This is a genomic window from Psychrobacter sp. ASPA161_6 (assembly GCF_051970285.1).
In the GTDB taxonomy this organism is placed as follows: Bacteria; Pseudomonadota; Gammaproteobacteria; order Pseudomonadales; family Moraxellaceae; genus Psychrobacter; species Psychrobacter glaciei.
In genome coordinates this window covers 952,109-978,425 of record NZ_JBEFNJ010000001.1, presented here as the reverse complement: position 1 = coordinate 978,425, position 26,317 = coordinate 952,109, and the positions used below count along the sequence as shown (strand labels likewise).

The following is a 26,317-nucleotide window of genomic DNA, read 5'->3' as shown; positions in this document are numbered from 1 at the left end:
CCTGTATCTTTCTCAAGGTTTTGTACGATGGATTTATGCTTTGAGTAATCACAAACACATGATGCCGCTAATTTCAGCAAAAAACCCTGTCTACATCTGCATTAACGACCTTGCGATGGCTCGTTGCCATTTATAGAGGTGCTGCTCGCGTTCATCAGCAGACATACTCGGCTCAAACACTCGATCGACTTGCCATGAGGATTGCATCGTTGCTTCATCGTACAATCCCGTCTTTAGACCAGCAAGGAGCGCTGCACCTTTGGCAGTAATTTCCGTGTCTCTGGGACGCAGTACGGGGACGTCTAATAAGTCCGCCTGAAACTGCATGAGCAAATCATTATTGGCGGCACCGCCATCGACTCTCAGTTCGGTTAAAGGGTGCGGGCTGTCTTTTTGCATAGCGATTAACACGTCATACGTTTGGTAAGCAACTGCCTCCAACGCGGCACGGGCAATATGCGCTTTGGTCGTGCCGCGGCTCATACCTGTAATACTGGCACTAATGTCCGAGCGCCAATAAGGTGCGCCAAGCCCTGTGAATGCAGGGAGCAGCACCACATCTTCACTACTATTGACCTGCCGCGCTAAGTTTTCGACCTCACCACTTTGCTGAATCATCCCCAGATTATCACGTAGCCACTGGACGATTGCCCCTGCCATAAACACACTGCCTTCTAGCGCGTAGGTGACTTCTTTTTTGGGCGGCTGTAGCATACGCTTGCCAGACTGCACAATTTGATCAAAGGATAAATTGTCAGGGCGCAGCGTTGTCGTCTTTCGTTGCCACGCTATCGTCGTCAATAGCTTATGCTCGCTCAACTTTGGCTGTTGACCGATATTCATCAGCATAAAACAGCCCGTCCCATAGGTGTTTTTGGCCATGCCAGCATCGAGGCAGCCTTGGCCAAAAAGTGCTGCTTGCTGATCGCCTAATACTGCCTGAATAGGGATTTGCTTGGCAAATAAGCCTTTTTTTGTTTTGCCAAAATCACCATCGGATGGCAGGACTTTGGGTAAAATATTCATGGGAATAGCAAAGCGCGTACACAACTTCTCCGACCATGCCAGTTTATGAATATCATACAACAGCGTCCGTGAAGCATTGGTCACATCAATAACATGTTCACCACCTGTCAATTTATAGATAAGCCAACTATCAATGGTGCCGACTGCCACCTCGCCTTTGTGTGCTCGTACGCTAAGCTTGGGGTCATTTTCGAGCAGCCAAGCGATTTTACTGGCACTAAAATACGGATCTAAGCGTAAACCGGTGATTCGCTGCACTTCGTGTGCCATGTCATCGTCTTCATTCGTGTTACCGCTATGAGCCCCACCACCCGCGTTTTCAGCGGCAAGCGTTTTGCAATAGCTTGCAGTACGGCGGTCTTGCCAAATAATCGCAGGTGCCAAGGGTTTGCCCGTTTGCTTGTCCCACATGACAATAGACTCACGCTGATTGGTGATGGCGATACTAGTGACATCGGTAGCGAGCAGCCCTGCTTGATTAATGACGTCATGCGCACAACTAATCTGAGTTTGCCAAATCTGCTGGGCATCTTGCTCCACAAAGCCCGCTTTGGGTGTCTGTAATGTGGTTGGCTGTTGCACCATTTTGATCGGACGCGCATGATCATCGTATAATATCGCGCGACTCGAAGTAGTGCCTTGATCTAAAGCCAAAATATATCCTGCCATTACTCATATCCTTTACTGGTCTTATTTATTCTATGATTGATAGTTTATATCATTCTCATATTTTTATATTCAGCGGTTTTCATAAATAAATTAACCTACTTAAATAACCACCCCTTCATAATATTAATAGTCGAAACATAACCTTCATTATTAATAATTAGCAGTAAAACCAAAGTAATGAAATACAAAAAAATCATTTAATTATCAATTGGTTAATAGATGAAAATTCATGATATGATCACGGTTATGTTCTGATAGCTTAATCAATAATAATGCTATTATAAAAGCCAAAACCATTTCTTTACCACATCAAGATTGACTATACAATAGACAACGACAAGATATTGAGGCTTGACCCGTCACGGTTGTGTGTCTAGAGTGTACCCGAATTATGCATGACAAAACTTTAGTTATGTTTTTTGTATTTTGTTTTCCCTTATATTTGCAAAGCGAGAGAAAGTAAGACAAAACATCCTGCTTTTATAGAACTGACTATAATAAGAGCATAACGACGCTAATATGTGGTCGGCTAAAGTGATGAGTATCGCGCGTTGTTTTAAAAAATCTTGCATTCTAATTAATGGCTTATGTGACTTATGAAATTTGCATTATCAACTCTGTCTACTGCTGTGATGACGGTTATGCTCATGGGGCTGTCCGTCGCTACCTCAGCAAACGCTAACATGGATAACGTTGAGTCACAGAATGACGTGCCACCAGTAACGGTAACCCAGATCGTTGACGCTGATGATGAACGACAAACTGGCGCTGCGACGGCTGTTCAGACGGATACAACGTTGTCAGTGGGCGATAATACTGCCATCAATGACCCTGCATCCACCACCATGTATAGCCAAGGCGTTGAGCAACAGAGCCGCCTAGCCACGCTTATCGACCCTATCACGCACAAAGCGGTTGATAATAGCTATCCCTTAGAAGTCTCTAGCTTTTTGAGTCTTGAGCAGGCGCAAAATATCTTATTGCAAGTCTCGCCAAAGCTTGCGGCCAATGAAGCCGCCATTGCCGCCAGTCAATATCAGACCGATGCCCTAAAAACCATAGACAATCCGCTGGTGTTCGCCCGCGTATCGGCCAGTGCCTATCATGTGGAAGAAGACATTGATTTATCATCGCTCAAAAACGGCATCGTTAATGAGATCAATAATAGCGTAGATGAGGTTATCCCTCCTATTCCACCAACCACAGATTTGCCAAATTTTGGTGAATTGGTCGGTGAGCGTCTCCCAGAGTCTTATGATTTTAATCGTTCAGGCTCAACGACGGGCGCAGGTATTGGCGTTGTTTGGCCTATTTACACTGCTGGGCGGACAACAGCGTTAACAGGCGCGTCCGATGCCCGTACCCAAGAAGCGGTCGCGGACAGCCTATTAGACAAAAACGAGCTTTATAACACCCTAATTGAGCGCTATTTTAAGGCGCAGCTGGCCATTATCGCTGCCTATTTGCGTGAAGACGCTTATGATACCTTGCAGCAGACCGATCATATGGCGGAGCGTCTGTTCGAAGAAGGCTTTATTTCACGCGTCGACAGACTAGAAGCACAGTCTGCCTTAGCAGATGCTAAAAGCGAATCGGTCAATGCAAATAACGATGCACGCCTTGCGATGATTGCTTTGCAGCGGCTATTACGTACCGATTATCGTATCAAACCAACCACGCCTTTGTTTGTCTCCAGTCGCCCGCTACCTGATGTGAGCTATTTCCAAGACTTGGCACTTGCCAATCATCCAGGGTTACAGAAAGTCGCCGCCAAACGCGCGCAGGCTCAGCAACTCCATGCGTTATCGGATACCGGTTACAAGCCTACCGTTATGCTGTACGGCTACGGACAAGTCCAAAAAGACCCCAGTTGGGTCGCTGGTATCTCTGCCACTTGGAAGCTATGGGGTGGACTCGATAAAACAGCATCACTGGCATCAAGCAACGCGCAAATACGCCAAGCGGATCTCTCTGAAATTGAAGTCAGTGACAATCTATTGTTATTGGTCGAAAAAAATTGGCACGATATCAATAATGCCCAGTCACGTTATCAAGCATTACAGAGTAATGTTGACTTGGCAGCAGAAGTATTGCGCTTGCGCCAGTTGGGTCTCCAAGAAGGCGTAAATACGACGGTCGACGTGGTTCAAGCCCAAACGCAGTCTCTCAAAGCACGAACTGAACAAGCGCAGGCAGCCAACAGCTATGTGCAAGCGCTTGCCGCCCTCATGCAAAGTTGCGGGACGCCACTGGCTTTTAATACCTATCTTAATGCGGCAGATATTCGGCTACCTATCTTGTATAGTGAATGATGATCTCGTGTGAAGAGTAATAGAGCGTGTTGATAAGCGCTTATCTTGATGATAATTAAATGGCTAATGGCTATATTATTACTGACCTTACGATACTACTAACCCTAGCTCTACTGCGAATAAGTGTTTTATGAAAAAATTAACTTCTAAAGTAACCCATTGGCTGCCGCACCTGCTTCAGACATGGCGTATAGCAAATAGCCCTAATGTTTGGGCACATTGCGCAAGCGTAGGCTTTTTTGGTTTTTTATCTATTTTTCCAGCAATGGCTGTGTTTGTACTGATTTATGGTCTCGCTTTTTCACCTGTTGAAATGCAAGAGCAGATTTCACTTTTACGTTCGTTTATCCCTGAGTCTGTATATGAGGTTCTTAATTCACGCTTAAGCGAGCTGGCTTCTAACACTGCATCCAAACTGACTTTTGGTTTGATTATATCAACGCTACTAGCTCTTTATGCTGGTTCTAAAGGCATAAAATCCTTAATTATCCTGGTTAATCTTGCCTTTCATATCACCCAAGAGCGCAGCTTTATACAAGGCACCATTCGAGCACTTAGTTTAACTTTTGCTGCCGTTGTGGTCTTGATTATAGCCATCTCCTCTATCGCTATTATTCCTTTGGCGGCGGCTTATTTTCCTTTTCCGCAAATCGCTAAGACCATTGCGCTTTGGAGTAGATGGCCGATATTGGCTGGCATTATATTCTTAAGCTTCTTAAGCCTATATCGTTTTGCGCCAAACCGTGACGCCGTAGCGCTAAAAAAACTGGTGCCAGGCGCGGCCTTAGCTACCGTTCTCTGGATTCTATTGTCCGTGCTATTTTCGATTTATGTGCAAAACTTTAATAACTATAGCGCTGAGTTTGGTGCGCTTTCAGCAGCGGTAGTCATTATGCTGTGGCTTTATTACTCAGCATTTATTGTCGCTTTTGGTGCTATTTTTAATTTTGAAACTTTAGAAAACTCTAAACCTTATGCTATTCGAGTGTACTAATAAACGGATAATGATATTACTGGTTAAAGCACTTGTACTATAAGCCTTTCACTCTCAACTTTATTGCTTTAGGAATCTCACTGTCATGACTGAATTTCCAAACGAATCAGACGACTCACGCAAATCAACTGATTCGACTGATGAGTCAACGCTGTCTCATAATAATCAGCCGTCAGTCGATTCTGTAGAAGACATACCTGACGTGGAACCAGAACAGGCAACACCTACTTATCGTGATGATCCTAAATCTGACAAGTCTGCCATGATAAAAAAGGCGCTGCTTGTCTTATTCGTGCTGATTGCCTTGAGCGTTATCGCTTATGGTTTGTATACAAGCAACCAAAGCAGCGAGCCTGAAGTCATTACTCTGCAAGGGCAAATGCAGATGCAGCAAACCTCTATCGCTGCAAAAGTACCAGGGCGTATTGCTCAGATTATGGTCACTGAAGGGGATGAGGTGACGGCTGGTCAGCAATTGATTGAGATGGATTCACCTGAGATTAACGCAAAGATTAATCAAGCGCAGGCTGGCAAGCAAATGGCTCAAAGTCAGCTTGATAAAGCCGAAAATGGTGCTCGTCCGCAAGAGATTGCCCAAGCAAAGGCTGCATGGCAAGCCAACAAAGCGGCCTCTGATCTGGCAGAAAACACCTATCAGCGTGTCAATCGACTCTATGAAGAAGGTCTCATGGCACGGCAAAAACGCGATGAAGCCTATGCGCAGTATCTTGCGACCCAAGATCAAACCGAAGCGGCACGCTTGCAATATGACTTGGCAATGGAAGGCACGCGTAGTGAAGACAAATCCGCAGCTACCGCACAAGTGGCTCAAGTCGATGCTCAGCTAGATGAGGCATTGGCTGCAAAAGAAGAAGCCAACTTAAAAAGTCCTATTGCTGGTATCGTAGATAATGTAATAGTCAGTGCTGGTGAAGTCATCGGTCAAGGTGTGCCGCTATTAACCTTGGTTAATACCAATGATCAATGGGTAGTACTGAATGTCACCGAAACCTATTTGAACCAGTTTGCCATTGGTCAGCAGTTTACTGGTACTATTCCGGCGTTATCATCAGCAGACAAACCCTATAGCAAGCAGTTTACTGTCTACGCAACCTCTACATTGTCTGACTTTGCGACGTGGCGACCCACCAATAATGATGATGGCTTTGATGTGCGTACCTTTGAAGTCAAGGCGCGACCAAGTAAACCTGATGCGCGGATTCGCTCGGGGATGAGTGTCATCGTCCGTATCAATCCAACCCTTGCTAATCAGAGCCAAGAATAAGCCATGCGCCTAACTCAGCTTAGCGAAGCTTTTATACGTAGTGCCGCCTATGAGCGGCGTTTTTTGGCCAAAAATTCTTGGGATTTTGCCATGGTGGTTTGGATACCCTTGGCGACAGTACTGTTGATTTGGTGGATTTTTTCGCAAACGCAAATTACCAATTTGCCTATTGGGGTGATCGATCAAGACAATAGCCCTGTTGCCAATACCGCCGTGCGCTATCTAGAGGCCAGTCCTGATATTACCGTCAGACAGCTTTATCACTCGCCAGCCGCTGCTGAAGCGGCAATCCTGCAACGAGATATTTATGCAGTCGTGATTATCCCTGAGGATTTTTCGCGTAATATTTTATCCAGTAAACCAGCGCCACTGATTTTACAAGTAAATGCTCAGTACGGTACGCACTCTGGGATTATCCAAAAAAGCGTCCAGTCCGTCGCTGCCACCTTATCCGCAGGCGTTGAGATACAGCGTTTGGTCAAGCAAGGCATGGCACCATCACAAGCAGCGATTGCTTACTCACCGATCAGTATTCAGCGCATCAGTTTGTTTAATGCGGCAACCGACTATCAGCAGTTTTTGGCCTCAACTGTTATTCCTGCACTGCTGCATATTTTGGCAATGGTCATTGGGGCAACGACGATTGGACGTGAGTTGCGGGATAAACAAATTGGTCACTGGTACGCTTTTATTGATACTGGTCGTCCCGATTTAACGGCACTCATAAATAGTGAAGCACTGTCTACGCTCGACAATAAGCAAACACGTAGCGATGACCCTGAAATATCGGAAAGTCTCAAAAAAAATCAGCAAGTAAGTATTGCCGTCTTAATCTTTGGCTTATTGGGTAAATATTTTTGGCCAATGCTTGCCTATAGTATATGGTCTGCATTGGCACTATGGCTTGCCACACCGCAACAAACGGTCGCTCTCGCCTCAATGGTTGTCACTTACATCGGGCTGATACTACTGATGATGCTGTCATTTTGGCTGGGAGCCATCTTTACTTTAAATTCATTTTCATTGCGTATGGGCTTATCCGCTACCGGTTTTATTTCCGCACCTTCTTACGCTTTTGCAGGTGTCACTTTTCCTTATATCGCTATTAGTGATAGCGCGCAGCATTGGTCGAACATCCTACCGCTTACCCATTATCTAAAACTACATATCGCGCAATTACAGATGCACGCACCCGTTGCCATATCGTTGCCGATCATTTATGGCCTGACGCTAGCGACCTTGCTTGCTATGGGCTTGACTGCCGTCCTAAGCAAGCGCGCATTGGCGCGTCCTGAACGTTGGGGAGCACGCTAATGTCACCATTATCAAAAAACAAGCCACAAAAAAAACCTAAGCAATCAACCACTTCGTCATCGTCACAGAGCTTCTTAGGCAGTTTTTTACAGACTCTCAAAGATATCTTTACCGATAAAGGCGTGGTTTTGCTTTTAATTATGGCTCCTATCATTTATGGTTTCTTTTATCCATGGCCGTATTCTACTGAAGTCGTCAATCACGTACCCGTTGGCATTATCGATAAAGACAATAGCAACTTATCCCGTACCATTGTCCGTTATGCGAGTGCCAGCCCGCAGCTGAACACACAGCGATTTGTTAATGAGCAAGATGCCATCGAGGCCATGTGGTCGGATCAAATCGCTGGCTATATGATCATCCCAAGTGGCCTTGAGCAGCAAGTGTTGTCTGGTAAAGCGGCTAGCGTGAGTGTGCTCGGTAATGGCGGCTATTTTATCTTGAACAAAAACGTACAGCTGGGCTTTTTAAAAGCGGTCAGTACGGTATCGGCTGGCATTGAAGTGAAAAAAAGCGTGGCACAAGGCGCATATTCGCCTACCGCTGCCAAAAGCACCCAAGCCGTCCCACTGCAAATTATTCCTTTATACAACCAAACTGAAGGTTATGGTGCCTACGTGGTACCAGCGGTATCCATTATTATCTTACAGCAGACGTTACTCATGGCCACCGCAATGCTGATCGGTACTTGGTATGAGCAGCGCCGCCACATGACTACGATACGCGGCTGGCTAGGACGTATTGGTGCACTCAGCATGTTGAGCTTTATCATCGGCTGCTTTTATTATGGCTGGGCGTTTGAGCTCCATCATTATCCACGTGGACAAAATATGGCTGGCAGTTTGTTATTCTTGCTGCTATTTTGTCCGACCGTCGCTACCCTTGGTTGCTTGCTGGGACTGTGGTTCCGGCAACGTGAGCGCAGTATGCAAATTTTAATCTTTAGCTCGTTACCGTTATTTTTTATCAGTGGCTATCCTTGGCCTGCCGACCAACTCCCTGAGATACTACAGTTGGTACGTTGGCTGGTGCCGACTACCCCTGCTATCAATACCTCTGTGCAGCTAAATCAAATGGGGGCCAGTGTCGCTCAAGTCGCTATGGGCTTTTATGCACTCGCAGGCTTGTGGGCATTTTACTTTGCGTTACTGCTGCTGTTTCGCTGGCGTACCTCACAAAAACAATTGCCTCATAAAATTTCGATAAAAATATAACAAATCAGGCGATTGTCAATTTTCCCATCCATAAATAAATTCGTTTTTCTTAGACTTATTTCAGGACGGGATATATTCATAAAAAAGGCCAAACACTTAAAATGTTTGGCCTTTTTTGGGTTTATTTGTATGATAGGCATTTGCTTTAAACTAAGTCTTGCAAGTGACGCCTTCAAGCGCTAGCAAATATTCTTTCTTATCTAGCCCGCCCGTATAGCCACCAAGCTTACCATCGCTAGCAATGACGCGATGACAAGGAACGATAATACTAAAAGGATTTTTACTATTGGCATTGGCCACCGCGCGAAAGCCTTTGGGATTATCCACATTTTGCGCCAGCGTTGCATAGCTGATTGTCTCGCCATAACCAATATCTTGTAATGCTTGCCAAACTCGTTGCTGAAAATGGGTTCCTAAGCTTGCATCTATAGGCAAATCGAAATTCTGACGATCCCCTTTAAAATAGGCCTTTAACTGTTCGATAGCATTTATGAGTAATGCTTGGGCAGGCTCACTTTCGCTTAGGCTATCGTTATTAATGAATGTAAAACTCTGATCGACAAGGCCGTAGTGCTTTTTAAGTTTGGGAATAGATTTTGAGCGGTGCCAAGAGTTACCTGCCAGCAGCCAATTGACTTCAACCAGTTTAGGGCTGCTATGCTCATTGACACTCGCAATCAACGTCAATTGATGTGATCCAAAAGCTGCTGTAGTGACTATCATGACTATTCCTTTCAAATGATTATGTTCCCAAGACTCGTTTGTTGGCTAAAACGACCTATCGAGTGCTACTCTTTATCATCGGTTTCGAACAAGGCAGCGACAAATTGTTTTGGACTAAAGGCGCGTAAATCATCAATTGACTCGCCAACACCAATATAACGGATAGGTACGTCTGTGGTTTCGGCAATATTAAAGACCACACCACCTTTGGCAGTACCGTCTAACTTAGTAATCGTAATACCCGTTAATGGTACGACTTTGTTAAAGAGTTCTACTTGGTTAATGGCATTTTGACCCGTGCCAGCATCGAGGACAATCATACCTTCATGCGGTGCGCTTGGATCAGCTTTACGCATGACGCGTACGACTTTTTCTAGCTCAGCCATAAGATGCGTTTTATTTTGCAAGCGCCCAGCGGTATCTGCTATCAGCACATCAATGTTTTTTGCTTTGGCAGACTGCATGGCATCAAAAATAACAGAGGCACTATCAGAACCATGACCTTGCGCCACGACTGGAATTTTATTGCGCTCACCCCAGATTTGCAGCTGTTCAGTCGCCGCAGCTCGGAACGTATCACCAGCAGCCAGCATGACAGATTTACCCTCGCCTTGTAGACGCTTGGCAAGTTTACCGATGGTGGTGGTTTTACCGACCCCATTGACGCCCACGACTAAAATCACAAAAGGTTTTTTGCTGGTATCAACCACCAACGGCGCTACTTTTGGCGTTAAGATATCAACCAGTTCCGTTTGCAATGCTTTATACAATGAATGTGCATAAATCAAATCCCCACGAGCTGTCTGCTCAGTCAAGCTTTTGATAATACGGTTGGTCGCGCTGACACCAATATCAGCAACCAGTAGCTGATCTTCAACTTCTTCTAACAACTCATCATCGATTTCTTTGCCACCGATCAGGATACTGACCATACCTTCAGCTAGATTTTTACGTGATTTACTCAGCCCTGTTTTCATCCGATTAAACCAGCTGCCTTTTTTCTGACTTTCTTGAGTCTCTGCTACTGGCTCTTTTGGCATGGCAACTTGCCCATCGCTATTAACAACGGGGGTCACACTCGGACTATCTCCCAATTGCTCCTGTAATGGCATGGTTGGAATCGTTGAAGCCGTATTGGTCTTGCTGCTAGCTTCTGTTTCTTTGGCACGCGAAAAGCTTTCAGAGGAACTTTTAGGTACGTTATGCTCTTCTGTCATGACAATCGGCGTGGCTAAAGCGATACTTTCAGCAGCATGGGCGCTTGAGACGTCTTTGTTTGTCGTCGTCTCCTGATTTGTCGTATCGTCATTATTTTTCACATTGTCATTATTTGCCGCATTGTCATGATGCTTATCAGTCACCCTAGCATCGTCTAACGGTTTAGTAGGTACGCTATCCTCATCAACGATGGGCATAGATTGCACCGGTAGACTGGGTAAGGTAATATCATCGTCATCTAAGTCATCGAGACCACCGTCAAGGTTAATGACTACACGATTGCTATTATTTGGGTTATTCATAAGCTTGCCCTAAAAGTTATCATTATTAGTAAGATGTTTATTTTAAAATTGATCGGTATATTGTCAGTTTTCTACCATTTGAATGGTAGATTATTTTTAGCCTAGTTTAGCATAATTCAAGTTGCGCTCAGCCTTTACCCTACCAGACCAACGCTAAATAGTAAGAAGTGATCAGACAGGCCAAACGGTTGAGAAAGTTTAGCTTAAGGTTTGGACACAAAAATCTGACCCTTAGCAGGCGCAACTTCGCCTACTCTTAGCGAACTTTATTCAATAACTTTCTACTAGGAACCACCTATGCTATCGTCACTAAATTGCTATAAAAAAAATAACCTCTATCAGCGCAGCTCTGCTAATAGCTACCATCGCATTGTCAGCGACTGGCTGTAACACAACATCAGAGTTCAAACCGACGGCTAGCGTAATGGTTGGCGCACACAAATCGCTATAACGCTGGTGATTATTATAGTTAGCAGGCACACATTCAGTCATCTTTTTATATAAGCAGAACATACCATGTCCTCGACTTTACCACTACACGTTTTACGCGTTGCTGGCGCTTTGGCTATAGCAACTACTCTTGCGGCTTGTCAAACCAATACTGTTGGTACTCCTTCGTCAGCGGATGGAAACGCGCTTGTCAAAAATCCAGCCATGCAAGGTGCGGCGCAGAGCAAGGTAAATCAAAATCCAGACAGTAAGGACGATCAGCAGTCGTCAGCGTTGTCCATGGATATGTCAGGTCGGCATGAGTATCAGTTAGAAAACGGTCTAAAGATCGTGGTAAAAGAAGACCACCGCGCACCCGTCGCTATGACCCAGATTTGGTATCGAGTGGGGTCGACAGACGAGCCGCTTGATAAAGGCGGACTCTCGCATTTGCTAGAGCATATGATGTTCAAAGGCACCTCTAATGTATCGAGTGACGATTATGAACGTTTGATCGCCAAATTTGGGGGCGTTAACAATGCCTTTACCAGTTATGACTATACGGGTTACTACGAGCTATTCCCAGCCAACCGCATGCCGCTAGCGCTAGAGCTCGAAGCCGATCGAATGAAAAACTTAATCTTCGATGACAAAGAATTTACCAAAGAGCATCAAGTGGTCATGGAGGAGCGACGCCAACGTACAGATGACAACCCACTTGCCAAAGCTTATGAATCATTCCGATTGTTGGCGCTGCCTGATAGCCCAAAAGGCGAATCTGTCATTGGCCCTATGAGTGAGCTTGAATCCATTACGCTCCCAGAGCTAAAAGAATGGTACAAGACTTGGTACGCACCCAACAATGCGACCTTGGTGATTGTCGGTGATGTCGACCCAACAGAAGTATTGGCGCAAGTCAAACGCTACTTCGGTGATCTCAAACCAAGCAATCTGCCCAAACGCCCTGCTGTCAGTCAAAAAGGCTTTCGTGGTTATCAGCAAGTTGAGTCTGAACAAGCAGTACAAGTACCGGTTTTGCTGATGGGCTATAACGTGCCCAGTCTCGTCACTGCCGGCACAGCCAATGAAAAACAAGCTTACGCGTTATCGCTGGCACAAGACGTATTGGATGGTGGTCTGTCTGCTCGCTTAGAGAGCCGACTGATACGCGAACAAGGCCTGCTCACCACAGTTGGCACCTCTTATGACTTGCTTGATCGCGGCGATGGACTGTTTTTAATTCAAGCGACACCGCGTGAAGGTGTTAGCTTAGAACAAGCGCAGCAAGCCATACTCTCTGAAATAGAAAAGCTCAAAACCGATCCTATTGCTGCTGACGAAATCAGTCGTGCCAAAACCAATACGGTCACTGGATTGATCTATGCGCAAGACAGTATGGAGGGTCAGGCACGCATGATTGGCTCGCTACAGTCTATCGGTCTCGATGACAGGCTGCTTGCCGAATTACCAGCCAAGCTTGATGGCGTCAAAATCTCTGATATTCAAGCAGCCAGTAAAAAGTACTTGGTCAAAGATAATTTGACCGTCATGCATGTGATACCGCCTACTGAGCAAGCGTCTAAAGAAAAAGCATCTACAAAGCAAGCAAGTCAAAAAACGGTAAGCAAAAACAAATAATAACAACGTGCTGTCAATATTTTTCACTGATAAGCCAATGCTAAAGACCTTATTAATAAGAAGAAAGCCATGACTCAGATTACTTTTCTCATGAATACAAAAAAAAGCCCTTTATTGCCGTTAGTAAAGCGCAAATTTAAACTTCATTTCGAACCTCATTTCGACCCTCTTTTCGAACTTAGGTTTAAGCAGCGTTCCTACTTGAGCCTAGGTATATTGTTAGGTTTGACGATATTGACGACCACCGCTCAGGCAGATACCACTGGTAGCGAAGACTTTCGTACGCCATCAGCTGCCGTTGATATAAATGCACCAATAGTCGCACTATCAAAGCTTACAAGTGTCGCTGATGCCAAGCCATTAAAAGTCACAGTGCCAACCATTCAACAGTTCGAAACCAAAGCTGGCATCCCTGTGCTTTTTGTACGCACCACTGCCCTGCCCATTGTTGATATTGATTTACGCTTTAATGCAGGTAGTGCCCGAGATGGCAGCATACGCAAAGCCGGTTTTGGCATCGCCAATATGACTGCTACTATGTTGGAACAAGGCTCTAAAAGCTTAAATGAAAATGAGTTCACCCGCGCTGTTGAAACCTTGGGAGTGAATTTGAGCAGTAGCGCCTATAAAGATATGTTTATCGTCTCGCTACGCAGCTTGTCCGATGACAAACATCTACTGCCTGCCGTCGACTTGATGACTCAAATGCTAAATGAACCGGCGTTTGATGCAGATATCCTAGCACGTAACAAAGCGCGACTCTTAGTCGGTTTGCAGCAGCAAAAACAAGACCCCAATAGTCTTGCGAGCATTGCTTTTAACGAAGCCTTATATGGCGACCATCCTTACGCGCACCCTTCCGTTGGTACGCTCGACAGTGTACCGAGTATTGAAAGAAAAGAATTGCTCGACTTCAAAAATCGCTATTTGGTGGCGGCAAATGCTTCTATCGCGATGACGGGTAATTTGACTTTAACCCAAGCCAAAAAACTTGCTGACGATATCACGGCTGATTTGCCAGTCGGTCAAGCAGCGACAACGCTACCTGAGCCCAAACCACTGACAAAAGCGCAGCATATTCACATTCCTTTTCCGAGCACCCAAACGACCGTACTTATGGGGCAACTGGGCGATAAGCGCGCCACCGATGCTATCGCACAACAGAAGCAAACCAACTTTGCCGTGGGTAACGAAGTGCTAGCAGGCGGTGATTTCAATGCGCGGCTGATGACCGAAATCAGACAAAACCTTGGCTATACCTATGGTATTTCAGGCTCAATGAGTCCGATGCTGGCGCGAGGTCCTTATCAGATTGGGTTTTCGACCCGTAATGATAAAGCGCGCGCTGCTATTGACGCCAGCTTAGACGTCATTAATGATACATTGGACAATGGTATTACTAGCACTGAGATGCGCTTGACGACTGACAATTTAAAGAACAGTTTTCCGATGGGTTTTGCCAGCAATGCCGGTATCAATAGCTTGTTGGGAATGATGAATTTTTATCAATTGCCAAAAAATTATCTGACCAATTATGTGAGTCGTATTGACCAAGTACAATTACCAGAGGTTAATAAAACCATGCGCGATACGCTCAAACCGGATGATTTTTTGATTGTCACTGTTGGACAAGAGGATCCTTGGAAGACTAATAAATAATGCTTATCAATAATAATGAGAATCAAAAAAAGCACTTATAAAAGTGCTTCTAGGCAAACTATTAATATTAATTATTGAAAGCAGCTATATGAAATAGAAGAAGAATAAACAATAGAAAAATAAAGGACGACGTTACAAGTACTAACTACTATGTAAAGTAATTGGCTTCAGTCAAGTTAGCTAGTGATAGTGATGTTTACGTCATAGCTTAAGCGCTCGGGTTTATGAGTCACCCCGACATAATTTAAACGAATCACATGCTTATCATAAGATTCGACTTGATAGGAACCATTGGCAAAGTTATGCATGGTTGGCACAATTAGCAATGTCTCGATTTGATCGGTATTGATATCGATGTTTATGCTTTGACCCCTTTCTGGGTATAAGTAATAATCGCAATAATTCGATATCATGACCTCCGCAGTACGGACAATAGTGTCATCGTCGACGTTTTTTTGTAGTAGTTTTGGGCATACATCAGGACGTTTGGCAGCGAGACGTGCATAAGAGTTTTTAATGTTTTCTTCGATGTCTTTTGCATCCGAGGCATTTACGTTAGGCAAACTATTTTCAGAAGCAGTGTTCGGGCTACAGGCGCTAATAAACAGAAGAGACAAAATCACCGAGCAACATAACCCTGTATACATCTGAGTTGAGCGCAAAGTACTTTTTTTTGGTTTTTCTGATTGCTTCGATCCTTCTACTCTTAAGTACCACTTTTTCATAGATTCCACTTACTATAAACTAGGCTATATTTTTTTGACATAATACAGCATAGTTTACTGAGATAAAAAGTGATTTGTATAAGTATAATAGGATAACTATAGTCGTTTTGACCATGCGGATAAAATTATCAATAACGACATGATGAACTGCTGCTAGCATGATTAAAGCCCCACTTGCGATAACCCTCAGTATCCAAATGAATAGCACCCGTGGAGTACAGTCCTAGCCCAAAGTTATGAGACTGACCCTGATATTGCCAAAACTGACATAGGCCATCTTGCATGGTACTAAGCAGCCATGAATTATCTTCGTACTCCGGCACCCAAATATCTATAGCACCCGCAGTCATATGTTTGCTGCTATCTGCCCCGCCAGCACAGTCATTGAGTCCAGGACTACGGTAAACTGAGCGTATCTCACTACTGGCAGGTAAGATACCTTGATTCTTTAGCTCACTATACAGTCGTAGTGTGGGAACTATATTGGCCCATAATTCTTGCGGTGGCAGCTGATAAGGCTCATAGCCACATTTATCCCAACTACGTGCCGTCGTAAGCAGCTGAGACAATGGTGGTACATTATGCGCACCCACTCGTGCGTTCAAATAGCGTTGATAATTAGCGACTTGGCTAGCACGGTAGCTATTGCTGTTTAGCCAGCCGTTAAAGTCGATACTGGTAAAATTGTTATAAGTATTATTACTGGTGCTGTAAGTGGAAGGATAAGTTGTATTATAGCTAGGCGTACGTCTATTGATATTGACGCGTTTGTTTTCTTCGATGGATAAGCTGGCGTCAAAATCGAAATCGCGTTGCTTTTGCTGAATTAGCCCTTGCATGCTATCGCCCGCTATCGCATTTGCTCCACTTAACCTTGTTGCCCCACTTAACATAGTAACGCCTGAGTTATAGCTTGTCGCGTTCGTGGAAGGCCTGATATAAGCATTACTGCTGCTATTGCCACTACTGCCTCCTTGACGGACTTCGATACGACGCTCACTATTATCGCTCACGATAGCCGCATGAACGCTAATACTACTGGCACAAACCAATAGGGCGATAATAGGCTTATGAATCTGCCGATAGACATGGTTTTTTTTATTGATCATTGCAAGAAGCTACCGCTAAAAACGTTTTATCGATACTATCAAATTTTTGGCAAGCAGGCTAAACTATCGCTTCTAATTCATAGCCACCTATTCGTAATTAACACTTATCCTCATAATTTTCATAGTTACGTGACTTTATTACTGATGTGTTACTTTATCTGCTGGCATCTATTGGAATGAACCTCTTGTAATCACTGATTGATCACACATTTATGTCAAATTCGACATCTCTTTTACGCCAATTGCCAGTCACACTTTGCCTATGTCTTCTAATCCGCAATATCGTTTTTCACGTCAGAGCCACCATTTCGGTCAAGGTCATGCGCCGACGCTATGGCAACGTATCCATATCGATCCATGGTTGACCCTGCTTCTATTAACAGTTTGCTGCATTGGTTTAACGATTCTATATAGCGCCTCGACCCAAGACAATAGCATGGTCATACGCCAAATGGTCAGCTATGGCGTGGCATTTGCCGTGATGTTTACCATGGCACAAATACCGCCAAGTATTTATCGTACCTTTACGCCTGTTTTTTATGTACTTGGACTCGTACTATTGGTATTGGTAGACATCATTGGTGAGGTGCGCATGGGGGCACAGCGCTGGATTAACCTGCCAGGATTTGGCAGCGTGCAGCCTTCAGAGTTTATGAAACTTGGTATGCCGATGATGTGTGCCTGGTTTTTGTCTAAGCGCGATCTACCTCCATCAGCATCAAGTATCGCCATCACTTTAGCCTTGATCATCGTTCCAGTGCTATTGATTGCCAAAGAACCTGATCTAGGTACTTCACTGTTAGTTGCGGCCAGTGGCATCTTCGTGCTTTTTTTAGCAGGTCTGTCATGGCGAGTGATTTCGGGCGCGGCCGTCTTAGCGATACCCCTCATCGCCGTCGCTTGGAATTTTTTGTTACACGACTATCAGCGTACCCGAGTATTGACATTACTCAATCCTGAAGCAGATGTACAAGGAGCTGGCTGGAACATCATTCAGTCCAAAACAGCCATTGGCGCAGGTGGACTGACGGGCAAAGGCTATTTAGAGGGCACGCAGTCGCATCTACACTTCTTACCGGAAGGCCATACCGACTTTATCATCGCGGCTTTCTCTGAGGAATTTGGTCTGTTGGGCGTGATGTTGTTGATGTTCGTTTATGCCTGTTTACTCACCCGTGCCTTATATATCGCTTTCACCCATCCCGATGTGTATAGCAGGTTATTAGCAGGCGCGGTCGCCATGTCATTTTTTGTTTATGTGTTCGTCAATGTCGGTATGGTCGGCGGCATTTTACCTGTCGTTGGCGTACCCCTGCCTTTCATTAGCTATGGTGGCACCGCAATCGTCACTTTAATGGCGGGATTTGGGCTGCTGATGTCCATTCATACTCATAAATCTAACTAACCGCCATCATCTAATAACTCTGACGGTAAAAATGAAAAAATAGAATGCGAGTCAGTTTTAATGACCAAAAACTGGCTTTATTTGTAATCAATACTACAGATATTCTTGATATTATCCATTTTCCTCTAAAGCAGCGAACCATCGCAAGTTTTTGATATCATTGAATTATTAAAAATAAAACCACTGTCTTCCTTCGTCAAAAGCGTGCTTATTGTCAATCTACACTGATAGGTTTTAATCCTTGTTTTTTACAAATAATTGCGTTAACCTCGTTTTACTGTGTTTTGCTACATAACCCATACAGAGCTACTAACAAACTTAGCATTTAATTATATTTTAGTTATAGCTCATCCGTATAGTTAGCAAATCCGAGATTTCAGGCTTTCAAATCGACTACTTAATTAACGCTTTAATAACAAAGTAATACGTAATACACTTCAAAACGTTTATTAATTTAGCAATACATGGAAGTTTGTTTATCGGATATGATAAATGTTGGTACTGACGATTTAAACTTTAGTTGTTTAACTATTGAAGTCGGTACTTAATTAATATTGTTAACTATCATTTGAGCACATCATAAGCGTTTCGGTCATTTACTACTGCAACGCATTTATGATAACAAAATGAAAATTATCATATGTTAGACCCTATAAAAGCCGTCTTTTGCATCAATCCTGATTAGAATGACCGATTGATACATAGGCTTTAGAGCTTGCGACACGATTAGATTGGTCTAAGTCTGTCACACTCGATCTAAGATTTTTAGAGTTAGGTTTTAATGTATAAGTTATAGAGGTATTTATGAATAAGCGTTTATCTGGTTTACTTACAATGTCAGTATGTCTATTTGCTGGCTCTGCAGTCGCATCTAATGCCAATGCGGTAGAAGCAAAAACCACCCTTGCAATGATTTCGCAAGATAACGCCTCCCATATCGACCGTGTACTCGGTGAACTTAGTCGTCAACATGATGGTGCTTCAAGCTTGGTTAAGTCTGCCCGTCAGCCTACCTCATTAGCACTTAGCAGCTCACTCTTAGCGAGCGATACCGCCCAAGTAAGCAATGACGAAGATGTGTTAGAACGCTTAACAGCAGTCGCGTCTAACTCAGTAAGCAAATTTAAGCAAACCGGTTTGGCATCTTGGTACGGCCGTAAGTTTCATGGTCGCAAAACGGCCAGTGGTGATACTTTTGATATGAATGCCCTAACAGCGGCGCATCGTTCACTACCATTAAATTGCTATGTGAAAGTCACCAATAAAACCAATGGCAAAAGCGTCGTTGTAAAAGTTAATGATCGCGGTCCATTCCACGGTAATCGGGTAATGGATTTGTCTTATGGTGCTGCCAAGCAATTAGGTATCACGAGCAAAGGGGTTGGTAACGTCTCGATTGAGCGTGTTTCAGGACCTTAGTTCTAAAACAACAGGCTTCTTAATTAGAATAAAAAAACGCCTAACCATGATGAGTTAGGCGTTTTTTTATGTCTGACATTAATCCTTTCTAATACAAAGCTATAAGCCTATCGGTTATAACTCAAACGCGCTTTCGATAGCATCATCGAGACGTTCAACGGCAATCACATTGATGCCTTTAAACTGAGGAGCATCCTTTGCAGGCGCATTGCCCTTAGGAATAATGGCGTGCTTGAAACCATGCTTCATCGCTTCTTTCAATCGCTCTTGACCATTAGGGACAGGGCGTATTTCCCCAGACAAGCCCACTTCACCAAACACGGCCAATGATGAAGGTAAAGGCTTTTCTTTAATACTAGAAGCGCAAGCCAATAATACAGCCAAATCAGACCCTGTCTCTATGACCTTGACGCCGCCAACTACGTTGACATACACGTCTTGTCCACTGGTATGAATGCCACCGTGTCGATGCATGACAGCCAGCAGCATGGATAAGCGTTGAAAATCAAGGCCTAATGCCATGCGTCTGGGCTGCCCTTGCGAATCATCAACCAACGCCTGTACCTCGACCAGTAGCGGTCTCGTACCTTCACGACTGACCATAACGACCGATCCAGCCACGGGCTTATCATAACGGCTCAAAAATATCGCTGACGGATTGGCGACTTCTTTGAGTCCCATATCAGTCATACCAAAAATACCCAGCTCATTAACCGCACCAAAACGGTTTTTAACCGCGCGAATCATCCGAAAGCGGGAGTCCGACTGTCCCTCAAAATACAATACCGTATCGACCATATGCTCAAGCACGCGTGGCCCTGCTAACGTACCTTCCTTGGTCACATGCCCCACTAAAAATAGCGCAGTGCCCGTTTGCTTAGCGTAGCGTGTCAAAATAGCAGCAGATTCTCGAATTTGACTGACGCCGCCCGGCGCAGAATTGATAGCATCCGTATAAATAGTCTGAATAGAGTCGATAATAGCGATGGCTGGCTGCTCTTGAGTTAAAGCCGCACAAATAGTCTCGACATTGGTTTCGGCCAATACCCGCAGCCTGTCCGCTGGCAAATCTAAACGTTTGGCGCGCATAGCAACCTGAGCCAGTGACTCCTCACCGGTCACGTAAAGCGCACTACCTGCCAGCGAATCAGCACGAGCCATATTGGTCGCTGTTTGTAATAAAATAGTGGATTTACCAATACCGGGGTCGCCGCCTATCAGTACAACAGATCCGGCAACCAATCCACCGCCGAGCACACGATCAAACTCACTAATGCCAGTGGGCAAGCGTGTATCTAGGCCGACGCTGACAGCATTAAGGGGCATGACCGCACTATGGGTACCAGAATAGTTCCCTGTAGGTGTGCCACTGCTGCCTGTGTTACGAGGCGCTGCACGACCAGCATTAGGCTTAGCAGTACTTTTATTATGATGCGGCATACTGACATTAGGCGCTTCGACCAAACTGTTCCATTCCCCGCAATCCGTACACTGTCCTGCCCATTTGCCAAAATGCGCACCGCAATGTTGACAGACATAGCTGCTTTTATTTTTTGCCATAATGTATGAGCCTTATTCAGACAATCAATCAATAATAAAATATCAGAATGCTTTTGTATAAGTGTTTATATAAGAATAGTTTTATAAGGAAGAAGCCGCTTAGATGATATAGTCGATACTAAATAAAATGGATACAAGACATTATCATGCGTGACGGGTACAAATTTTTCTTGCTTGCTGTGCCGGCGCAGACAGAGGCGACAAAAAATTTATACCAGTCACGCTGTCTCTTTTTTATATTGACCTGACTATAGGCTGTGTAGCAGAAATGATAATGAATACGATATAAATCGTGGTCGTTGGCATAAAAAATAGCAGAAACTTTATGCCAACCTATGAATAGTATAAACGAACGAAAACAGCGATTAACTGACCGGTTTATACCTGAAAATCTTTACCTAAATAAACAGATTTTACCAACTCATTATCTAAGACTTCAGACGCTGTGCCTTCAGCAATAATAGCGCCTTCTGAGACGATATAAGCTTTTTCACAAATAGCGAGCGTGTCGCGAACATTATGATCCGTGATTAACACGCCAATACCACGATTTTTTAGCGTTAATATCACGTCTTTAATGTCACCAACAGAGATAGGGTCAACGCCCGCAAAAGGCTCATCTAGCAAGATAAACTTCGGGTCAGCGGCCAAGGCACGGGCAATCTCGCAACGGCGACGCTCACCGCCTGACACACTCATCCCTAAAGATTTGCGCACGTGTCCTAAATTGAATTCACCAATCAATTTTTCAAGCTCTTGGCGCTGCTCACTAGCAGTCAATTCTGTACGAGTTTGCAAAATAGCCAAGATATTGTCTTCGATAGATAGTTTACGAAAGATTGAGGCTTCTTGCGGTAAATAGCCAATGCCAGCACGAGCGCGTTCATGCATCGCGTATTTGGATAAATCCATGTTGCCTAAGCTGACGCTGCCTCTGTCCATGTTGACCAGACCTACTACCATATAAAAACTGGTGGTTTTACCCGCACCGTTTGGTCCTAACAAGCCAACCACTTGACCTTGATCAACAGAAAATGAGACATCTTTGACGACCCAACGTTTGCCATAACGCTTACCTAAGTTTTTCATACTCAAGCGCTCGACAGGCTTAGCATTGTTAGTGGGGGCTAAAGCGTCAAAACTTTGGTTATCACTCATAATTTACTCATAATTTACGCATAGTGTTGTCGAAATTTAGTTGCTGCTACGCAATTACTGCTATCTCTTAGCGTACACCGCTCTGGCTGTTATTGCTGCTGGGTGGGAAAACTAGCTCCACGCGTTGATTGCCACCAGCAGTCGCTTCTACATCACCTGCCTTTAAGCTATAACGAATGACATTGCCCGCAAAACTGGCGCCATTTTGTACCAGCTTTGCATTACCCGTCAAAGTAATAATACCAGTAATCGCATTGTAGTCGATCTTATTGGCCTGACCTTTTGCCAGACCTTTCTCTTGCGTGACCACTTGTTGCATGGTGGCTGGTCGCCCAGTCGCTACTGCAGAATTGATACTACGACCCTGTGATAGATTGACCGTGATATTATCAGCGGTCATCTTAAACGTACCTTGAGTAATAACCACACCACCAGAATAACTGGTGACACCGGTACGCTCACTATAAGTCGCTTTATCTGCCAACAGTTTAATCTGCTGATTGGCGTCTGATGGCAGCGCATGACTGTATAGTGGTAACGCTAGCAACATGACGACTGGTAGCGTGCGCAGGCTAGAAGAGACTTGCATCGAGCGAGTCGATAATGAGCGCAGAGTAGGCAAAAACTTAGATTTCATAAACATTACTCGTTTTATTATTAGTAGTAGGATTTGCAAACTTCATGCTAGCTATAGTCGATCCCATAGGGCGTCAGACTAACTTTCACTGACTATATGATTTTGAATATCTCTTTGGGCAAAGATCATTTCAATTAGAATAATGCCTTGTCTTTACGGTCAGCAGGAGAAAAATTAACCGCCACTTGACCGAACTCATACTCACCAGTCTCCAGATTGGCTTTCATGCTCGATGCTTCAAATCGATTCATCCCTTGCTCAATCTTGACCATTTCATCACTATATACTTGGCCTGACTTGGTGTTACCTTTGAGCGTGCTGCCCGTCACTTTAATGGGTTCAATATCTGATGTCCCATCGGCTTTGTCTTCACTAACTAAGGTAAAACCACCAGACAAGCTCAATTCACCAGTCTGCTGACTGATGGCAGCGCTACCCGCTTCAATACGATAGCGCTGCTCATCTGAGGGCTCCCAATTCATCGTGATGCCTGACATCTCATCTTCATTAGTTGCCGGATTGTGCGTCAATGATTCAGCAGTAAGCTCATATTCAGTGTCGCCTTGCTCATTGGTTTGCACCGCCTTAATATCAGTCGCTTCATAATCAACATCAGTCGCTTCCATGCTAACTGGCGGTGATATGTCTCCTTGCTGCTGAAAAAACCAGCCAGCAATACCAGCAATAATCAACGCTAAAACGATTAAAACACGAGTATTCACGATAAGGTATCCTGAGTTGGTGCCTCATCAAGCGTATAATGCGCGATAAAGTCTTTATAATGGCCATGACCTTTTAAGATAAGATCACATATTTCACGTACGGCGCCAGTACCGCCTGCACGTGTAGTCACCATATCGCTGCGCTTAATTACTTCGGCATGGGCATTGGGCACTGTTGCCGCAAATCCCACAGTTTGCATTGCCTTAATATCTGGTAAGTCATCGCCCATATAAGCACAATCAGCCGCTGTGATATTGAGCGCAGGATCAAGGGTAGATAGCAGCTCATTTAAGGCAATCAGCTTGTCATCACGACCTTGCACCACATAATCCACACCTATTTCGATGGCGCGCTTATCCACCATGGGGCTGCTACGACCCGTAATAATAGCAGTCAAAATGCCATAACGTGCTAACGACTTAATGCCAACACCATCGTGCACTGAAAACTCTTTGGTCTCAACACCATTGGCGTCATAGATGATTTGACCATTTGACAAAATACCATCAACATCTAATACCAATAGCTTAACTTGTCCGGCTTTTTTTATTAAGTCTTGCATGAGTTATCCTTTCTTAAAGACTTTTTGGCTCTATAATGCGTGACTGGTACAAATTTTTCTTGCTTGCTGTGCCTACGCAGACAGAGGCTACAAAAAATTTATATCAGGCACGCTGTGTCTTTTTTATATTGACCTGACTATAGATAGTGCTTACTTAACACCCGCTTGTAGTAAATCATGAACCGTAATAATCGCTTCTAATCGATCTTTCTCATCGATAATCAACAGCTGACTGATACCATTCTCATTCATGACACTCAGAGCGTCTGATGCCCGCATGGTTTTGCTGATTCGGCGTGGATCGTTAACCATCACATCGCGCATCGGGGTTTGTAGATCGATGCCTTTTTCTAAACCGCGGCGTAAGTCACCGTCTGTAAATACCCCAACAACCTTATCATTACCGTCAGTGACCACTGTCATCCCTAAGCGCCCAGCAGACATAGTAAAGAGCGCCTCTTGCAATGGGGCTTGTTGATTGATAAGTGGCAAATCTTCTGACTTGGTATGCATTAAATCTTCGACGCGAGTGAGCAGTTGACGACCCAACGCCCCTGCTGGATGCGATAGAGCAAAATCTTCTGAAGTGAAATTACGCGCATGTACTAAAGCCACTGCTAACGCATCACCTAGCGCCAATGTAGCCGTGGTGCTGGAGGTAGGTGCAAGGTTCAGCGGACACGCCTCTTGCGATTTGCCTAGGGTCAATACAATATCAGCTGCACGCGGTAACATGCCACGCTTATCACGACTGATACTAATCAACGGAATATTTAAGTGCTTAACCACTGGCAGCAGCATTTTAATCTCATCGGACTCACCAGAGTTAGAGATGGCAAGCAACACATCGCCTTTCACCAGCATGCCCAAGTCGCCATGCCCAGCCTCACCAGGATGCATAAAGAAAGCGGGCGTGCCAGTAGAAGCAAAGGTCGCGGCGATTTTGCGCCCTATCAATCCTGACTTACCCATACCAGTGACCACTACTCGACCCTTACAAGCCAAGATAATATCGCAAGCCTGCGCAAATCTGTCGTCTATCTGCTCTGTCAGTAGTGCTAACGCCGATATCTCAGTATTGATCGCTTCGATAGCGGTACTAATATATTGCTCATGGGTCAGATTGCTTTGGCTATTACTCATGCATCAGCTCTATGTTTATAATGAATCAATAAGATATTTTACTATACTCTGAGCAATATTAGTAATGCCCTGCAAAACCTAGCACTAACGTCAAATCGATATCAATGCTAAGTAGGGTCTGTTGAACATCCAAATATTAGGACTGCTGATTGCTAAAATTACCACAAACTAGGCGTAAACCGACGATAATGTCGAGACCTTAGCTAGGTTTGCAACAACGTTTGAGGTGATTTTAGCATCAGCCTTTCAGGGCAGGACTATTTTTTGCCAATACATGGCAAAATTGTCTAACCTAGAATGACTAGGCGTCAAAAATTTCACTGCGTATTGTCTAAAAAATAGATACTGCCAGTTCCACATTTGAATGTTCAACAGACCCTAGTTATTATACGTCTATTTATACAAAAAAAACCCACTATAGCAGCAGGTTTTAATTAAATATATCAAGTCGAGATAACGCACCTATCTATAGGTAAATAGGCAAAATACTTCTTGTCCATTTATCTATGATTGGTTATTTATTATCAACTTAGTTGTTATCATCAGATTCGTCACTTGGCTTATTTTCAAAGTTCGCATTCTCTGCTGGTGGCTCAAATCCACGGTCTTGACCAAATCCGCCACGCTCAAACCCGCGCTCTTGACCCTGTCCAAAGCTACCACGCTCAAAGCCACGATCTTGACCTTGGCTAAAGCCGCCACGGTTAAAGCCACTACGGTTAGAGGCAAAACCACGCTCTTCAAAACCACCGGTGCTAGCAGGGTTGCTACCACGTTCAAAACCTCCACCTTGATAAGCGGCTGGCGCTGCACTTTGAGGCTGGGCACTGGTCGTTGTCGTTGTGCTGCTACGTGGATTACGTGCTGGTACAACCGTCGAGATGGCATGTTTGTATACCATTTGACTCACTGTATTTTTGAGCAATACGACATACTGATCGAATGACTCGATCTGACCTTGCAACTTGATACCATTGACTAAAAAAATAGAGACAGGAATGCGATCTTTGCGCAGCGAGTTCAAGAACGGATCTTGTAAAGTTTGTCCTTTTGACATGAAATCTCTCCTAAATATTATATAATTATGTTTTAA

The 26,317-nt window shown here is 44.4% G+C and carries 21 protein-coding genes and 1 pseudogene; 9 read left to right on the top strand and 13 right to left on the bottom strand.

What is annotated here, in order from left to right; all coding sequences use genetic code 11:
• Positions 1 to 90 precede the first annotated feature (90 nt).
• Complete coding sequence (glpK, locus tag ACTQ9T_RS04045; protein WP_440464148.1) at positions 91 to 1,695, bottom strand: glycerol kinase GlpK; 1,605 nt, start codon at positions 1,693 to 1,695, stop codon at positions 91 to 93.
• 596 nt (positions 1,696 to 2,291) lie between these two features.
• Here glpK and ACTQ9T_RS04040 point away from each other — a divergent pair.
• The 5 genes from ACTQ9T_RS04040 to ACTQ9T_RS04020 all read left to right on the top strand — a co-directional run bounded on the left by ACTQ9T_RS04040 (position 2,292) and on the right by ACTQ9T_RS04020 (position 8,814).
• On the top strand, positions 2,292 to 4,007 hold the full coding sequence (locus ACTQ9T_RS04040; RefSeq protein WP_440464147.1) for a TolC family protein: 1,716 nt from the start codon (positions 2,292 to 2,294) through the stop codon (positions 4,005 to 4,007).
• A gap of 130 nt (positions 4,008 to 4,137) precedes the next feature.
• Complete coding sequence (locus ACTQ9T_RS04035; RefSeq protein WP_440464146.1) at positions 4,138 to 5,001, top strand: YihY/virulence factor BrkB family protein; 864 nt, start codon at positions 4,138 to 4,140, stop codon at positions 4,999 to 5,001.
• Between the two features lie 85 nt (positions 5,002 to 5,086).
• Entirely contained in the window at positions 5,087 to 6,286 is a 1,200-nt protein-coding gene (locus tag ACTQ9T_RS04030; protein WP_440464145.1) for an HlyD family secretion protein, read from the top strand.
• Positions 6,287 to 6,289: 3 nt separating this feature from the next.
• Positions 6,290 to 7,600, top strand: a complete 1,311-nt coding sequence (locus ACTQ9T_RS04025; protein WP_440464144.1) for an ABC transporter permease — start codon at positions 6,290 to 6,292, stop codon at positions 7,598 to 7,600.
• On the top strand, positions 7,600 to 8,814 hold the full coding sequence (locus tag ACTQ9T_RS04020; protein ID WP_440464143.1) for an ABC transporter permease: 1,215 nt from the start codon (positions 7,600 to 7,602) through the stop codon (positions 8,812 to 8,814). The genes ACTQ9T_RS04025 and ACTQ9T_RS04020 overlap by 1 nt, the downstream gene beginning before the upstream one ends.
• Before the next feature lie 150 nt (positions 8,815 to 8,964).
• Here ACTQ9T_RS04020 and ACTQ9T_RS04015 read toward each other — a convergent pair whose 3' ends face one another.
• The 3 genes from ACTQ9T_RS04015 to ACTQ9T_RS04005 form a co-directional block, all read right to left on the bottom strand.
• Positions 8,965 to 9,537 (bottom strand): methylated-DNA--[protein]-cysteine S-methyltransferase, encoded by a 573-nt coding sequence (locus ACTQ9T_RS04015; protein WP_440464142.1) that lies wholly within the window; start codon positions 9,535 to 9,537, stop codon positions 8,965 to 8,967.
• A gap of 65 nt (positions 9,538 to 9,602) precedes the next feature.
• On the bottom strand, positions 9,603 to 10,577 hold the full coding sequence (gene ftsY / locus ACTQ9T_RS04010; protein ID WP_440464457.1) for a signal recognition particle-docking protein FtsY: 975 nt from the start codon (positions 10,575 to 10,577) through the stop codon (positions 9,603 to 9,605).
• A 789-nt stretch (positions 10,578 to 11,366) separates the two neighbouring features.
• Positions 11,367 to 11,570: a hypothetical protein gene (locus tag ACTQ9T_RS04005; RefSeq protein ID WP_440464141.1), complete on the bottom strand. Its 204-nt coding sequence runs from the start codon at positions 11,568 to 11,570 to the stop codon at positions 11,367 to 11,369.
• A gap of 3 nt (positions 11,571 to 11,573) precedes the next feature.
• Between ACTQ9T_RS04005 and ACTQ9T_RS04000 the strand changes: the two genes are divergently transcribed.
• Both ACTQ9T_RS04000 and ACTQ9T_RS03995 read left to right on the top strand, forming a co-directional pair.
• Positions 11,574 to 13,124 carry a M16 family metallopeptidase gene (locus ACTQ9T_RS04000; protein ID WP_010198129.1) on the top strand — a complete coding sequence of 517 codons (1,551 nt, stop codon included), beginning with the start codon at positions 11,574 to 11,576 and terminating at the stop codon, positions 13,122 to 13,124.
• Between the two features lie 69 nt (positions 13,125 to 13,193).
• Positions 13,194 to 14,783 (top strand): M16 family metallopeptidase, encoded by a 1,590-nt coding sequence (locus ACTQ9T_RS03995; protein WP_440464140.1) that lies wholly within the window; start codon positions 13,194 to 13,196, stop codon positions 14,781 to 14,783.
• A 176-nt stretch (positions 14,784 to 14,959) separates the two neighbouring features.
• Here ACTQ9T_RS03995 and ACTQ9T_RS03990 read toward each other — a convergent pair whose 3' ends face one another.
• Positions 14,960 to 15,508, bottom strand: a complete 549-nt coding sequence (locus ACTQ9T_RS03990) for a hypothetical protein (RefSeq protein WP_440464139.1) — start codon at positions 15,506 to 15,508, stop codon at positions 14,960 to 14,962.
• Positions 15,509 to 15,636: 128 nt separating this feature from the next.
• Positions 15,637 to 16,617: a D-Ala-D-Ala carboxypeptidase family metallohydrolase gene (locus ACTQ9T_RS03985; RefSeq protein ID WP_440464138.1), complete on the bottom strand. Its 981-nt coding sequence runs from the start codon at positions 16,615 to 16,617 to the stop codon at positions 15,637 to 15,639.
• Positions 16,618 to 16,879: 262 nt separating this feature from the next.
• On the opposite strand from ACTQ9T_RS03985, the gene rodA reads away from it, so the two are divergent.
• Positions 16,880 to 18,022: a rod shape-determining protein RodA gene (gene rodA / locus ACTQ9T_RS03980; protein ID WP_010198122.1), complete on the top strand. Its 1,143-nt coding sequence runs from the start codon at positions 16,880 to 16,882 to the stop codon at positions 18,020 to 18,022.
• 1,077 nt (positions 18,023 to 19,099) lie between these two features.
• Positions 19,100 to 19,441, top strand: a pseudogene (locus ACTQ9T_RS03975) (septal ring lytic transglycosylase RlpA family protein); the annotation flags it as partial.
• A gap of 114 nt (positions 19,442 to 19,555) precedes the next feature.
• Here ACTQ9T_RS03975 and radA read toward each other — a convergent pair.
• From radA to hfq, 7 genes are all read right to left on the bottom strand, one after another.
• Positions 19,556 to 21,001: a DNA repair protein RadA gene (gene radA / locus ACTQ9T_RS03970; RefSeq protein WP_189581451.1), complete on the bottom strand. Its 1,446-nt coding sequence runs from the start codon at positions 20,999 to 21,001 to the stop codon at positions 19,556 to 19,558.
• Between the two features lie 378 nt (positions 21,002 to 21,379).
• Positions 21,380 to 22,090 (bottom strand): LPS export ABC transporter ATP-binding protein, encoded by a 711-nt coding sequence (gene lptB / locus ACTQ9T_RS03965; RefSeq protein WP_352309379.1) that lies wholly within the window; start codon positions 22,088 to 22,090, stop codon positions 21,380 to 21,382.
• 136 nt (positions 22,091 to 22,226) lie between these two features.
• Positions 22,227 to 22,709, bottom strand: a complete 483-nt coding sequence (gene lptA / locus ACTQ9T_RS03960) for a lipopolysaccharide transport periplasmic protein LptA (RefSeq protein ID WP_413191387.1) — start codon at positions 22,707 to 22,709, stop codon at positions 22,227 to 22,229.
• Between the two features lie 221 nt (positions 22,710 to 22,930).
• Positions 22,931 to 23,518: an LPS export ABC transporter periplasmic protein LptC gene (lptC, locus tag ACTQ9T_RS03955; protein ID WP_189581448.1), complete on the bottom strand. Its 588-nt coding sequence runs from the start codon at positions 23,516 to 23,518 to the stop codon at positions 22,931 to 22,933.
• Positions 23,515 to 24,081 (bottom strand): KdsC family phosphatase, encoded by a 567-nt coding sequence (locus ACTQ9T_RS03950; protein WP_189581445.1) that lies wholly within the window; start codon positions 24,079 to 24,081, stop codon positions 23,515 to 23,517. Before ACTQ9T_RS03950 ends, lptC begins: the two co-directional genes overlap by 4 nt.
• A gap of 150 nt (positions 24,082 to 24,231) precedes the next feature.
• Positions 24,232 to 25,224, bottom strand: a complete 993-nt coding sequence (locus tag ACTQ9T_RS03945; RefSeq protein ID WP_440464137.1) for a KpsF/GutQ family sugar-phosphate isomerase — start codon at positions 25,222 to 25,224, stop codon at positions 24,232 to 24,234.
• A gap of 529 nt (positions 25,225 to 25,753) precedes the next feature.
• Positions 25,754 to 26,281: an RNA chaperone Hfq gene (hfq, locus tag ACTQ9T_RS03940; RefSeq protein ID WP_010198110.1), complete on the bottom strand. Its 528-nt coding sequence runs from the start codon at positions 26,279 to 26,281 to the stop codon at positions 25,754 to 25,756.
• Positions 26,282 to 26,317 lie beyond the last annotated feature (36 nt).

Excerpts from the sequence above, each read along its gene's own strand:
- ACTQ9T_RS04000 (WP_010198129.1), top strand. The coding sequence starts at position 11,574 with ATGTCCTCGACTTTACCACTACACGTTTTACGCGTTGCTGGCGCTTTG.
- ACTQ9T_RS04040 (WP_440464147.1), top strand. The coding sequence starts at position 2,292 with ATGAAATTTGCATTATCAACTCTGTCTACTGCTGTGATGACGGTTATG.
- ftsY (WP_440464457.1), bottom strand. The coding sequence starts at position 10,577 with ATGCCAAAAGAGCCAGTAGCAGAGACTCAAGAAAGTCAGAAAAAAGGC.
- ACTQ9T_RS04020 (WP_440464143.1), top strand. The coding sequence starts at position 7,600 with ATGTCACCATTATCAAAAAACAAGCCACAAAAAAAACCTAAGCAATCA.
- radA (WP_189581451.1), bottom strand. The coding sequence starts at position 21,001 with ATGGCAAAAAATAAAAGCAGCTATGTCTGTCAACATTGCGGTGCGCAT.
- ACTQ9T_RS03945 (WP_440464137.1), bottom strand. The coding sequence starts at position 25,224 with ATGAGTAATAGCCAAAGCAATCTGACCCATGAGCAATATATTAGTACC.
- ACTQ9T_RS04035 (WP_440464146.1), top strand. The coding sequence starts at position 4,138 with ATGAAAAAATTAACTTCTAAAGTAACCCATTGGCTGCCGCACCTGCTT.
- lptB (WP_352309379.1), bottom strand. The coding sequence starts at position 22,090 with ATGAAAAACTTAGGTAAGCGTTATGGCAAACGTTGGGTCGTCAAAGAT.
- ACTQ9T_RS04025 (WP_440464144.1), top strand. The coding sequence starts at position 6,290 with ATGCGCCTAACTCAGCTTAGCGAAGCTTTTATACGTAGTGCCGCCTAT.
- ACTQ9T_RS03985 (WP_440464138.1), bottom strand. The coding sequence starts at position 16,617 with ATGATCAATAAAAAAAACCATGTCTATCGGCAGATTCATAAGCCTATT.
- ACTQ9T_RS04030 (WP_440464145.1), top strand. The coding sequence starts at position 5,087 with ATGACTGAATTTCCAAACGAATCAGACGACTCACGCAAATCAACTGAT.
- ACTQ9T_RS04015 (WP_440464142.1), bottom strand. The coding sequence starts at position 9,537 with ATGATAGTCACTACAGCAGCTTTTGGATCACATCAATTGACGTTGATT.
- ACTQ9T_RS03990 (WP_440464139.1), bottom strand. The coding sequence starts at position 15,508 with ATGAAAAAGTGGTACTTAAGAGTAGAAGGATCGAAGCAATCAGAAAAA.
- hfq (WP_010198110.1), bottom strand. The coding sequence starts at position 26,281 with ATGTCAAAAGGACAAACTTTACAAGATCCGTTCTTGAACTCGCTGCGC.
- ACTQ9T_RS03950 (WP_189581445.1), bottom strand. The coding sequence starts at position 24,081 with ATGCAAGACTTAATAAAAAAAGCCGGACAAGTTAAGCTATTGGTATTA.
- glpK (WP_440464148.1), bottom strand. The coding sequence starts at position 1,695 with ATGGCAGGATATATTTTGGCTTTAGATCAAGGCACTACTTCGAGTCGC.
- ACTQ9T_RS04005 (WP_440464141.1), bottom strand. The coding sequence starts at position 11,570 with ATGTTCTGCTTATATAAAAAGATGACTGAATGTGTGCCTGCTAACTAT.
- ACTQ9T_RS03995 (WP_440464140.1), top strand. The coding sequence starts at position 13,194 with ATGACTCAGATTACTTTTCTCATGAATACAAAAAAAAGCCCTTTATTG.
- rodA (WP_010198122.1), top strand. The coding sequence starts at position 16,880 with ATGTCTTCTAATCCGCAATATCGTTTTTCACGTCAGAGCCACCATTTC.
- lptA (WP_413191387.1), bottom strand. The coding sequence starts at position 22,709 with ATGTTGCTAGCGTTACCACTATACAGTCATGCGCTGCCATCAGACGCC.